8 protein-coding genes are annotated in these 12594 nt (G+C 71.5%); all 8 read right to left on the bottom strand.

The window, feature by feature from the left end:
- Positions 1–358: hypothetical protein (locus tag ACT6S0_RS22905; RefSeq protein ID WP_444766070.1), on the bottom strand; the 358-nt coding region annotated here is incomplete at its 3' end.
- Positions 358–8805, bottom strand: a complete 8448-nt coding sequence (locus tag ACT6S0_RS22900) for a hypothetical protein (RefSeq protein ID WP_444766069.1) — start codon at positions 8803–8805, stop codon at positions 358–360. The genes ACT6S0_RS22900 and ACT6S0_RS22905, both read right to left, overlap by 1 nt.
- Before the next feature lie 194 nt (positions 8806–8999).
- Positions 9000–9254 carry a hypothetical protein gene (locus ACT6S0_RS22895; RefSeq protein ID WP_444766068.1) on the bottom strand — a complete coding sequence of 85 codons (255 nt, stop codon included), beginning with the start codon at positions 9252–9254 and terminating at the stop codon, positions 9000–9002.
- A 142-nt stretch (positions 9255–9396) separates the two neighbouring features.
- Positions 9397–10485, bottom strand: coding sequence for a DUF3616 domain-containing protein (locus ACT6S0_RS22890; protein WP_444766067.1), 1089 nt, complete (start codon positions 10483–10485; stop codon positions 9397–9399).
- 69 nt (positions 10486–10554) lie between these two features.
- Complete coding sequence (locus ACT6S0_RS22885) at positions 10555–10935, bottom strand: hypothetical protein (protein WP_444766066.1); 381 nt, start codon at positions 10933–10935, stop codon at positions 10555–10557.
- A gap of 100 nt (positions 10936–11035) precedes the next feature.
- Positions 11036–11371, bottom strand: a complete 336-nt coding sequence (locus tag ACT6S0_RS22880) for a hypothetical protein (RefSeq protein ID WP_444766065.1) — start codon at positions 11369–11371, stop codon at positions 11036–11038.
- A 110-nt stretch (positions 11372–11481) separates the two neighbouring features.
- Positions 11482–11922, bottom strand: a complete 441-nt coding sequence (locus tag ACT6S0_RS22875) for a hypothetical protein (protein WP_444766064.1) — start codon at positions 11920–11922, stop codon at positions 11482–11484.
- A gap of 100 nt (positions 11923–12022) precedes the next feature.
- Positions 12023–12594, bottom strand: a 572-nt coding sequence (locus ACT6S0_RS22870) for a hypothetical protein (RefSeq protein WP_444766063.1), incomplete at its 5' end; no start/stop codon positions are given.

The following is a 12594-nucleotide window of genomic DNA, read 5'->3' as shown; positions in this document are numbered from 1 at the left end:
GGCCGATGACGGGTGGGCCTGGCTGCCGGCCGCCTGGGTCGGCGTTGACGCGCGCCCACACGCAGGTCTGCCCCGGCGCCAGCGCCAGGTGGGCCGTCACCGGGTTGTCGGGCGTGAGCGTGAAGGGCGCGGTCAGCACGCGGCCACGGCTGTCGACGAAGACGACGTCGTCGCGCAGCTTGACCTGCCGCCCATCGCGCAGCACGGCGCGCCAGACGATGTAGGGCGCCACCGGCAGGCCCAGCAGCGGGTGGGCATCGACGCGCAGGTGGATGCCGGGCTGCAGGTGGGTGTCGGCCGGGTCGGCCGGCAGCGCGTGCGCATTGAAGAGCGTCGGCGAGACGATGTGCAGCGGCATCACAAGCCCTCCCGTTCAAGCAGCGATGGCACGCTGCGCAGCCGCCGCGTTCCGCTGACCGTGCCTTGCGGCGTCGTGAAGCTCAGCCGCAGCGTAGGCTCGGGCGTGGCGGGCACGGCGAAGGGCGCGGCGGGTTTGAACCACACGCGCGTCCAGCGGCTGTTGGCGCGGTAGGGGGTCAGCGTCTGCGCGCCCACCGCGGCCGAGGTCGGCGCGATGCGCACGCCGGCCTGGGCCACGCCGCCCGCGATCACCGTCAGCTCGCGCTTCATAGGCTCCAGGCTGTCGACCAGCAGGCCTTCGATGCGCCAGCTGGTCGTGGCCGCGTCGAAGCGCCACAGCACATAGCTCTTCGGTTCGCGCTCGGGCAGGGCCAGCGTCTCGGCGTCGATGGCCGCCAGTGCCGCATCCAGGGCCGCGTCGCCTTCGACAAAGCCGCCCGCCGGCAGCAGCGCGCCGTCCGGCACGATGAGGTCGTCGGGCAGGAACAGGCCGGTGGCCGTGGCGCCGTAACCGAGCGCATCCAGCATCGCGGCCGGCGAGGCATAGCGCGAGGTGCGAAAGCGCGTGGCCAGCACGACCGCGCGGTCCGTGCCCTTGGTGGCGACGACGTTGAGGTCGTAGTCGGCCTCGGGCTCGAGCGGCGCCGTTACGGCCAGGCTGGCGCCGCCCATCGGGCCGGCGCCGGGCAGGCAGGGTGCGTCCTTCAGCGCCTCGTGGATGAGCTGGTAGCCGACCGGCTGCAGGGCATCGGGCAGGGCCAGCCAGACCAGCGTGTCCACCAGCGGCTCCAGCACGGCGTTGAGCGCCGCCGGTGTGGATTGCGGCTTGGGGTCGGTGCGGCGGATCTCGATGGCCAGCGTGCGGCCGTACTGTTCCAGCAGTTGCTTGACATGGCCGGTCTCGAAGTGGGCCCAGATCGGGTCGCCGGTGAACTGCGTGGCGCGGCCGTTGGCCGGCTCGACGCCGAGCAGGTAGCGGCCCACGTCGCGCGCGTCGAACACATGCTCGTTGAGCCCGTCCTGCGGCACCGGCGTGGCGCCGGCATCGGGCGCGGTGGCAAAGCGCAGCACGTCGGTGGTGCCGGCCACCCAGGCGCTCGGGTCGGGATCGGGCGGCGTTTCGTTCGGGTCCTCCGGCTGCCAGACCTGCCAGCTCCAGCCGATCTCCAGCTGGTACTCGGTGGCCGGCGCCAGCACGATCTCGCGCCGCTCCTCGACCGGCAGGGCCATCACGGTGGCCAGGATGTTCAGCAGGCTGGCCTGCACGGCACTGTCGCTGGCGCGGGCGTCGGCGGCGCGCTGGTCGACGCCGCAGACCGACACCAGCGTCACCGTCTTGCCCACCGGCACCTGGATGCGCAGGCCGTTCCAGGGCCCGGTGACACCGGCGCGCGGCGTGAAGCGCATCAGCACGCAGCCACGGCCGTCACGGCCCCGGCGCTGCTCGATGACCTCGCCGGCCCAGGCGTCGCGCGGCCGCGTACCGACGATGCCGGTGACCACGGCGGCCGGCTGCACCGCCGCGATGGCACTGGCCGTGGCGAGCATGGCGTGGGCGCGCTCGGCGTAGGGGGCGGACAGCGCGACCCGCGCCGTCTTGCCGCAGTCGTCGTCGGGTGGCGGGTCGTCGGGCACGTCCTCGTCGTGCTCATGGCAGAGCTGGTAGAGCGCCGCCAGCTCGGTCGCGCCGAACAGTTCGATGACGCGGATGCCGCGGCCGCGGATGTCCAGTCGTTGCGGGCGCCTCGCCTCGGGTCCGGTCTCGCCGCGCCAGACGCGTGCGCCGGTGGCGTCCAGGGCTTGGGCCCTCAGCGGGCCGGTGCCGAACAGCATCAGGTCCAGCTCGACACGGCGGCAGGCGGCTGGCAGCTCGATGCGCAGGCCGTGGCCGGCAAAGCGCAGTTCGCGGCGCTGGTCGCGGCCGGCGCGGTCGGGCGTGGCGGCTTCGTCGACGAGGTCGACCAGGGCCAGCTCGGGCTTGCCTGACGAAGCCTCGAAGACGATGCCCGCGTGCACCAGCCGCGCGACCGCGCGTGCCGGCCGATCGAGCTCGTCGAAGTCCACGCAGCGGTGCGCATCGTCGCCGCGCAGGCAGCAGAGGCGGTAGAGCAGGGCCTCGCCGCCGCCGCCGTGGATGTTGATGGCGGCAATCGCCTCGCCCGGCTTGGCGCGCAGCGTCAGCACCAGCGGCTCGCCCTGGGGCGCGCTGCCGCCGTCGCCGGCGATGGCCTGGCCGGAGGCATCGAGGCCCTCGGCCTTCACGCCATCGCGGCTGAACACCATCAGGTGCAGCTCGATGGCCGCGCAGGCATGCGGCAGCGTCACGCGCATGCCGCCGGCGGGGAAGAAGACTTCCGCGTCGCCGTCCTGGCCGCGCCGGGGCGGCAGCGAGCGCTGGTCGACCGCGTCGCTCAGCCGCAGCGGCTCGCCCTTCTTCAGCGGCACGAAGACATAGCCGTGATGGGCCACGCGGTCGAAGGCCTTGTCGGCGGGCTTGAGGCCGTCGAAGGCCTCGCAGGTCTTGCCGTTGTCTTTTCCACCTTCCACGCAGACCTTGAACAGCAGCGCCTCGTTGCTGCCGCCCACCACCTCGACCACGGCAATGCCGGCGGCGCGCAGGCGCAGCACCTGCGGCGCGCGCCGGGGCGGCGGGCTGAGGCTGTCGCTGGCGATCTCGCGGCCGGCGGCGTCGAGCGCACGCGCCCGGACCGCACCGCCGAACAGCACCAGGTGCAGCTCGACCGCGCGCACGGCCGAGGCGAAGCGGATGGCCACGCCGCGCTCGGGCAGGCGCACCTCGGCGCTGCCATCGCGACCAGGCACCAGCGGGTCGACGGCGGTGTCGAGCTGGTCGACCAGGTCCAGCGTGTCCTTGGGCTGCAGCGGCGCGATGCGGAAGCCCTGGCGCACGACCTCGGCGACGTTGTTGCGCGTCTTCAGGCCGCGGAAGCCGTCGCAGACGCGGCCGTCGCCATCATCGCCACCGGGGTTGTCGCTGCCGCCACCCGGCCGGCCATGGCCCGGGGCGTCGCAGATCATCAGCGTGACGCTGGGCTGGCTGACCGGCTGGTCGAACAGGCCCTCCCAGGGCAGCGGCAGCTCGGCCAGCGAGGCACCGGCGACCGCACGGCGCAGCGCGGGCAGGCGGTAGCCGCGCGTCAGCGACTCGCCGTCTTCCAGCGCCGCGAAGGGCAGGGCGACCACCTCGCCCGGCACCAGCGTGCCGCCAGAAAGGCCCAGCAGCGTCATCAGCGACTGGCCGCGGATGACGGCCGTGCCGGCCCGGATGACCGGCTCGCCGGTGACGAAGAATCGGCTCGGGTAGGGCCCGGGCGCCGGGGTCTGCTGGCGCAGCCGCACCTTGTTCAGGCCGGCGCGCCGGGCATCGCGGCCCAGCACGCAGGCGCGCGCCGGCAGCGGCCTGGGCTCGCAGATCGTGTCCACGGTGCCGCCCGGCGCGCCCGGCTGGCCGGCGCCGCCGTTGCTCATGTTGACCACCCAGGCCCAGGGGTTCCAGTCCAGCAGCTTGAGGTTGGGGCCCTCGTGCTCGCTCGGCAGCGGGTTGGTGCCGCCGGCCGCATCGGGCTGGCGGTAGGGCGTGCTGGTCCACACCGACTGCAACGGGTTCGTGCCGGCCACCACCGTGCCGTCGCTGCGCTTCTTCAGCAGCACGCTGTCCAGGCGGTAGGCGTACTTCAGCTGGCTGGACCCGGTCCACTTGGGCTGTGTCGGCGTCGGGCCGGGCTTGAACTGGGCCGCTGCCGGCATGGCGTTCTCGACGTAATGCGAGAAGTGGATGACGGGCGCTGTGTCGGGCCAGACGGTGTTGTTGCCGTTGACACCGGCCGAGGCGGCAGCGGCGGCGGCCACCTGGGCCGGGTCGGCCGGGTCGGCCGGCACGACGACGACCGGTGCGGCCAGCGGCGCGCCGCTGGCGGCCACGCCCATGATGTGGTCGCGCCGGTCCGTCAGGCTGATGCCCTTGACGGGGCTGGGCGGCACCGGCGGCGTCATGCTGGGGCCGAAGTCGAAGCTCACGCCGACGCAGCCGGAGATCGAGAAGAAGAACAGGTCCACCTCGCCGCAGAACTCGCCGTCGATGCGGATGGCGATGTCGCCGCTGTCGAGCTGGCGCGCTTCCAGGATGAGTTCGCCGCGTGCGGAGATGGAGATGACGACCAGGTCCAGCTCGCCGCGCACGAAGATGCCGCCCTTGAGCAGCAGCGGCGCGGTGCCGAAGCCGATCAGCACCTTGGCCGAGGCCTCCAGCTTGATCGGGCCGGCGGCCCAGCGGATCTCGAAGCCGGCGCCGAAGCCGACCGCGAAGCCGTCGAAGCTGAAGCGCACGTCGCCGCCCAGCGCCGGCAGGCCGCCTTCCTCGATCATCAGATAGGTCCAGGCCTGCACGTCGATGGTGCCGGGCAGCAGCTTGAGCGTCACCGGCTCGCCAAAGCGGCCGTGCGCCACCTGGCCGTCGCTGCCGATGCGCACATAGACCTTCTTGCCCGTGCCGGGGTAGGGGAAGAAGCCGGAGAACGGCACCTTCACTTCCAGCACGCTGGGGATGGTGTATTGGGCCGACACGGCGAGCTTGACCGCCTCGTCGTCGATGACGATGAGGCCGGTGATGCTGCCGCTGGCGCCGCCTACGTCGCTGACCTCGGTGTCGGGCACCTCGACGATGTTGACGTCGACGCCGAGGATGACTTCCACGTCAGGGAAGGCCACCACCACCATCCCGGCGCAGCTGACGCAGAAGCTCACGTCGGGCAGGGTGCCGACGACAACGCCGACGCCGAGCGCGAACTGGTCCTTGCGCGGCTCGTACTTCTGCTCTGGCGGCGTGCGCCACCAGTCCAGCTCGCGGCCGACCGGGTCGGGGTTGCCGGGCAGCTTGCGCTGGCCGTTCATGACGAACAGGCCCTTGAAGCCGTAGATGGCCATGCCCGAGTTGGCCAGCGGCAGCGGCGTCGAGAACTGCACGCCGAGGTAGAGCGACAGGAAGATGGACGGCGCGATCTCGGGTGGCATGCCCATCGCCAGCGCCGCCTCCACGCCCAGGCCCAGCGGGATCAGGTCGGCCGACACGCCGGCGCGGATCAGGCCGCCGTCCTCGATGCGCAACCGGCCCTCGCCCTTGAGCACCTGCGGGATGTCGGCCTTGAGCACAAAGCCGCGCAGCTCGAAGTCGGGCAGGGCCTGGCCGTCGCGGAAGGTCAGCCGGATGATGGCCTCGCTGATCTCGATGATGCCGATCTCGAGCGCGATCGCGATGCGGCCTTCGATCCACACCGAGCCGCGACCCATGGCCACCTCGACGATGCGCAGCAGGCTGCCCAGCACGCCGCTGATCTCCCAGCGGCCCGGGTCCTCGATCTCCATGGCCGTGGTGTCGTAGACCAGGCCGAAGCGCTCCCAGCCGGTCTTGGCGGTGTCGTACTGCAGGCCGACGCGCTTGTAGCGGATCTTCATCGGCTTGTCCGCGGCGGTCTTGATGCCCAGCACGCCGCCATCGACATGCAGCGTGCAGACATAGTCGGTCACCACGCGCACCTGCATGGCCGCGCCGGGGTCGGCGATGGAGCGCATCTCGGTCTCGAAGGCGGCCGAGGTCACGGCGCTCTTGGAGCCTGCGCCCAGCAGCGTGTCGGCGAAGGCCACGGCACCGAGCAGCGCGGCGACGCGCGCACCGCTGCCGATCAGGTCGGTGTCGGCATTCACGCCCGACAGCAGCGCCGGCCCGAAGGCCAGCGCCGCGACCAGGGGCTTGGTGGTGGTGGAAATCAGCCCGTCGGGGTCGCCCTCGCTCTTGATGCCCAGGGCCGCCTTGGTGTAGCCGGTGCGCGGGTCATGCGTCCAGTTGACGAAGACGGTCAGCACCTCGCGGCTGAGGGCCACGTCGCTGCCACCGACCTGGGGCAGCGGCGCCTGTTGCGGCGTCCAGGCGAACTCGGCCTCGGCCAGCGTGGGGATGGCGTCGGACAGCTGGCTGACCGTCGGGCTGTCCCAGACGATGCGCAGCTTGACGCGGTAGTCCATGGCCGGCGAACCGGGTGGCACGGCGGCGGGGTTGCGGCCGGCAGCGGGCACCAGCGAGCGGCGCAGCGCGGGGCCGACCGTCGCGTTGTCGTCGGGGCGCTGGCTGCCGGCGGCGGGCGTGCCGCCGATGGCATAGATGTCGACGCGGCGGAAGTCGTCACGCGCGGCCTCGTGGGCGTTGTCGCGCGCATCGGCCCAGGTCGTCGAGGCGGGAATGTCGGCATGGATCAGCCGGCCATTGGCGGGCGTGCCCTCGGCGGCCTCGGACTTCTCGGCCGCGCGCATCGGCGGCACGGCGTTTTCTTCCTCGCTGTCGCCCGCCGCGCTCGCCCCCGTGAATTGACTTTGCTCGCCGCGCGACAGAATGTTGGCGGCGGCCACGGGCGTGCCGCTGGCGCCTGCCTGCAGCGTGGCGAGCAGCGCACGGCCGCGGTCGGCGCGCTGGGTCGCCAGGCTGGCGTTGTAGCTGTCGCTGCCGATGTCGTCGCAGCGGCCGACGACGATGAACTTCGCGCCGGGATAGCGCGCCGCCCAGGCCAGCAGCGCCGTCTGCGAGAACGACACCGTCGCGCCCTCGGGCGCCAGCGGTCCCCAGCTGAGTTCGACCGCCGTGTCGTAGTCCATCAGGACCTGCACATGGCGGTCGGTCGCGGGCGGGGGCGGCGGGGGCGCCGCCGCCGGCGTGATGGTCACCATGGCCAAGCCATCGGTGGGCACGTCGATCTGCGTGCGGTCGGCGGCGTCGATCTCGGCCTGCTCCAGCGTCGGGAACAGCCCGCCCTCGGCATGGAAGTCGCTCAGGTCGAAAGTGCCTTCCACGGCCGTCAGCGCCAGCGCCGTGGCCGGAACGGCCGCGTCGAACACACCGGCCTCGCAGCCGATCAGCAACGCGCCGCTGCCCAGCGTGTGCAGCCGCGTGCGCGCCAGCCGCACCTGCTCCTCACCGCCGGCCAGCGTGACGGTCTCGCGCAGGATGACGGTCTGGATGCCCACCAGCAGCGTCGGGTCGATGGCGAAGCTGGCGCCGCTCGCGCGCTGCGGCACGTTGACGATCTCCCACTCGAAGCGCGAGCCGGCGCCGCCGCCCGAGGTGGCCGTCAGCGTCACCGTGGCCAGCGCATCGCGCGTGCCGCCCACATGCGTCACGTTGGTATAGGTGTGCGTGCCGACCGTGGCGCCGATGACGGGCGCGTCGCCGCCCGCGACGAAGCGGAAGGTGACTTCGGGGTGGCGGAAATCGCTCTCGTCGGTGCCCACGCGCACCGTCTCGATGGGCGTCACCTTCAGCGACTGGCCATGGCGCACGCTGCCGCTTGAAGCGTCGCCGGTCTGCGCCGCGCCGCCGGCCCAGCGCCATTCGGCATCCCATTCGACCAGGCCGCCGGCCGGCACGCTGGGGTCGGGCGGTGCGGTGGTGACGAAGCCGGCATGCACGGTGACCTGCTCGTCCTCGGAGGCCTCGATCTGCACGATGCGTGAGGCCCCGCCGCCGTTGATGGCCAGAGGCTGGTCGCCGCTGCCGGTGACCTGGACGAAATTGAAGGCCGAGGGGTTGAGCGCGGTGCGGCCGAACTGCACCTCGACCTCGCCCTGCAGGCCGAAGGGCGAGCCGATCAGCAGGTTCTTCACGCCGCCGGACAGGTCGCCGATGCCGGGCAGGTTGCGCGGCGCGTAGATGGTGGCCTCGCGGATGGCCACGCCGGTCCAGGCCGGGCCCTGATTGCGCTCGATGATCTCCGGCGGGCTGAAGTTGTCGGAGAAGTCGAAGGTGAGGCGGCCGACCGACAGGCCGAACTCGCTGCCACCGATGAAGAAGTGCGGCGGGCTGCAGCTCAGCGTGGCCACGGCGCCGCTGACAACGGCGGGGTCGAGCGGGTCGGGCTGGTCGATGAACTTGACGGCCAGCGGCGCACCGGCGCCCGGCTGCTCGATGCGCAGCACGGCCGAGCCGGTGATGCGCACCTCGCTGCGGCTCGGGTCGCGCACCAGGTGGCGCGGCGTGGTGCCGGTCTCGGGCACATAGATGGCCGGCTGTAGGAAGTCGACGGTGAGGTTGAAGACGTCGAGCGACAGGTCCAGCCGCCAGACGTCGGCGCTGCCTTCGAGGTTGCCACCGCTGGCCACGGCGCTGCGCTGGAAGGCCAGCTGAAAAGGGATGCCGGTGTTGACCAGCGGCAGGCTGAGCCGGCCGATGCCGATGTTGAACTCGGTCGGGATCTCGTCAACGGCCGTGGCGATGGCCTGCAGCGCGCCGGTGTGGAAGACCGCGCCGTCCGACGACGAGGCCTGGTGGCCGATGACGACGAAGCGCTCGATGAAGTCGCTGACCGACTGCGGCAGCACCGAGTTGATCGTGTCGGTGACGTCGAACAGGTCGACCAGCGCAATGCCGGCAGTGCGGGCCATGGGCACCTCCAATCACCGGACTGCGTCTGCAGCGGCTTGTCCTCACGGGCGGCCGAGGATGGTCTTGGTGGTGGCGGGCTGCAACCCCTAGTCTTCGCGGCCCGCGGTTTCAGTCATCAATCGGTACGGCGGCGGGTCTGTCCAGGCAAAAGAAAACCCGCCAGCGGCGGGTGGGTCACTGACGGCGGCAGCGTTCAGACCAGCCAGACCGATGCCTGGGCCGCGGCCAGCGTCGCCTCGACGGGCTGGGCACGCCGCGCCTCGATGACGACCCGCGGCAGCCTGGCAACGACCGGCGCGTCCGCGCGCTTGCCGAGCACCACCACGCGCTCCAGCTTCACGACTTCGGTCGCGGGCGCAGCGGTGCGGTCAGCCAGGGCGATGCCGATGGCGGCAGCAGCGGTGACGGCGGCGATGGCGATGGCGAAGGTCTTGGCGGCGGTGTTCATGGTCGGCTCCGGGGGTGGCTGTGTCAGTGATTGCAGTGTCTGCAAGCACTGGCCCTGCCGCGAGTACCAGGCGATGGACCGCCGCCGGAAGTGGATGAACTGCGGATTGGCCGGATCGGCGAGATCCCCGTCCCGAAAACGCTCAGCCTTGCTGCAGCAGGTCGCCGAAGACGGCGTGCTCGCCGTCCTTGCGGTCAGGCCCGGGTGCGTCGTACAGCACCAGCCAGCTGGGCTTGCCTGCGGCCAGCTCGGGCGGTAGGTCGCACACCGCCTCGGCGCGGTTGTTGCCGCGCCCGTGCGGCAAGGTGACCGGGCTGGTCAAGGCCGGCTCGAAGCGGATCGGCTCGGCGTTGGCGGCCAGCAGCGTTTTCGCGCCGGCCCACCTGTAGAGCCGGATCTCGCCGTCGAGCACCATGGTCGGGCCGGCCAGGATGAAGAGGTCGTCGCCGGAGAAATGCAGGTCGCGCACCCCCAGGCCATCGAGTTGAAGGAAATGCTTTCGGATCAGCGTGCCGTCTCCGTCGAGCCGTGCCAGTACCAGGTGGTCGTCATGTGCTTCGATCTCGACCTCCAGCAGCGCCGCCCAGCCGCGCAGCACCGGGCCGCGCAGGCCCAGCAGAAGCCGCCTGCCATGCACGGCCAACCCCTCGATGTCGAAGCCGTTGTCTTTGCCGGGAATGGCCAGGTAGGGCCCGAAGTGGGGATCGTCGGCCAGCGCCCGGGTCAACAGGTTGGACTCGGCGTCGCCCTTGAGCCGCAGGGCGCGCCTGCCATCGCGCGTCTGGCGCACCAGGCAGGGCTCGCCCCGCTCGTCGACCTCGATGGGCAGGCAGGCCAGCAGGCGGCGGTTCCCGTCCAACGCCACCTTGGCGAGCCGTTTGGCATTGGCCGCATCGTCCTTGTCGGCCTTGGCGTTCTTGCGCTTCAGGCCGTGCGAGCCGACCACCCAGAGCAGGCCATCGGCCACGGCCATGCCCTCCAGGTCGGCCTCCGCATCGGCCTTGCCGGGCAGGTCGAGCAGGTCGGCCAGCGCGAAGTCGCGCACGTCGCCAAACCGCAGGCGCTCCGGCCCCAGGGTTTCAAGCCGTCGTAGCCGGTCGATGCCGCAGGCTTCGTCGCCGGCGACCCAGAGCCAATCGCCCGAGAACGCAGCGCCCGACAGATTGGATTGGACGAGGGAGTCGGTCGAGAACTCCAGACGGACGGCGTTCGCACTGCGTTTGTTGGGCACGGTGATGGCTGATCGGCGTTGGGCCGGCCAGCCTAGCAGCTCAAGCGAGCTGACGAACGCACCGGCGCTTCACGCCGAAACGGCATGCCTGCGGCGCTGCCAGCGTTCCACGACCTCCACCACCGAATCCCAGGCCATGCGGTCGTAGGTGACTGCGGCGAAGAGGTTGTCCTGAGTCGGCTGCTGCCGCACCGCCGTGCGGGCAAGCCGCTCCAGGGCGTCGCGCGCTGCCTCCACGCAGCCTTCCAGGTCGACAAAAGCCGCGCCCACGCGATGGAACAGGATGCCCTGGCGCAGCTCGGTGGCCTTGAGCGAGGCGGTTTCCAGGGCCCGCAGGAAGATTCGTGCCTGGCCGTCGCCCAGCAGTTCGACGCAAAACTCCCGGCGCCAGCCGGTCAAGGTCTGTTCCGAGGTCAGCTTGGGTTGTGTGTCGTTGATCAAGAGAGTCATCGCGCGAGTCTCTATCAATCACTGGTGCCGGATGCTGCCGGTTGTATCTTGGTATTTCGGCGTTCGGCTGAGCGCCCCGCCGCGGCAGGGCTGCAAGCGCCTAGGCCTGCCACACCGCGTAACCCGCTTCGCGCAGCCCGATGGCGAGCTCCACCTCCATGTCGCGCGCCGCGTCATAGGGCATGGGGTTGTAGAACTCGTACAGCTCAGGCATCAGCCGCACCCCGTACTTCAGCACGAATCGGTTCGCCTGCACGCCGGCCATGTGGCGGTCAAAGCGCAGGTCGGGGTCCAGCCCCGTCATGCCGACGTAGAGGCAGGGTTTGACGATGTCGTGGCCAGGGTTGGCGTTGCGGAACGCCGGCTCGTTCCAGACGCGCTCGGCCAGCAGCACGACGTAGACGTGATAGTGGTCGCGGGGTTGGCGGCGCGGCATCGAGGGCGGATTGTCCGCCGCTGGCAGCGGGCTCCGTGTTCCGTGCCGCTTTCGCGGCATCTGCAACGCGTGAATCCCCAGCGGCGCCAGACCGGGCGAGGGGCACTCCGTCAGCGCAGCGTGTAGCCGCGCCCGTCCATGCAGGCTTCGACGGCGCGCTGGAACACGCCCGCATCGGTCATGGCGGCCTGCTGCGTGGTGGCCCAGCGGTTGCATTCGCGGTTGTCGGTTTCCAGCTGCCCGGGGCCCTGCCCGTTGCGCGGATAGATGACAGGCGCCGGTCGGGCCGGTGCATAGACCGGCTGGGGCGGCACGGGCGCGGGCGGCGGCACATAGACCACCTCGGGCTGTCGGTCTGCCTGGCTGGCCAGCGCGATCAGCGGAACGGCCACCGCCAGGCCCAGCACCAGACCGCCAAGGCCCACGCCGCGGTGGTGATGGTGATGATGATGGCGCTGGTGCGAATGCCCGTAATGCCGCGGGCCGGCGCTTACAAGCCCATGGACGGCAGCCAGACCAAGAACGATCAGGGTGCGGGCAAGAGGTTTCATGGCGGGCTCACTCCAATGGACGGAAGTTAACGCCTGGACCGCGCCACCGCGCACCGCGGCCGGACAGACGTTGTAACGCACCGTAGCAAGATGCGTGGGGCTAGCGCAAGGCGCGGTTGAGGCCATCGACAAACGCCTTGCAGGCCGGGCTGGCATCCGGCTGCGCGCGCCAGCTTTGGGCCAGCGCCCGCAGTGCCGCGCGGACCTCGCGCGGCATGGTGCCGTCGAGCGGATCGTCCGCCACGGCGGACAGATGGTCGGCGTAGAGCCGGCGCGCTTCGGCGTCGCAATCGAGCAGATCCATCACCGCGCCGGCCAGCGTCTGGAACTGCTCGGGCGACAGCGCCGCCTGCTCGCGCCCGGGCCAGGCGGCCAGGCACAGGTACTCGATGGGCCCCAGGCTGCGTCGCTGCGCGCCGGGCTGGTACGAACCCCAGGCCGCCCGCGAGCCGCTGGGCAGCCGGCCCTGGCAGAGCGCCTGGGTCAGCGTCTGCGCCACGGCGGCGCGCGCCGCGTACTCGCCGCGCAGGTTGACCTCGGCCAGCACGCGCAGGAAGGCCGGATAGAGCTGGTCGCCCAGGCCGCTGCAGACGGTCTCCATCAGCGCGACGGCGCCTTCCTGGCGGGGACCGAGATCGACACAGCCGTCGATCAGGGCCTGGGCCGCGTCGG

The sequence above is a fragment of the Roseateles sp. genome, assembly GCF_052436255.1.
Classification (GTDB): domain Bacteria; phylum Pseudomonadota; class Gammaproteobacteria; order Burkholderiales; family Burkholderiaceae_C; genus Pelomonas.
Note: the sequence above shows the minus strand (reverse complement) of the source record. Positions and strands in the feature narration are given on the sequence as shown.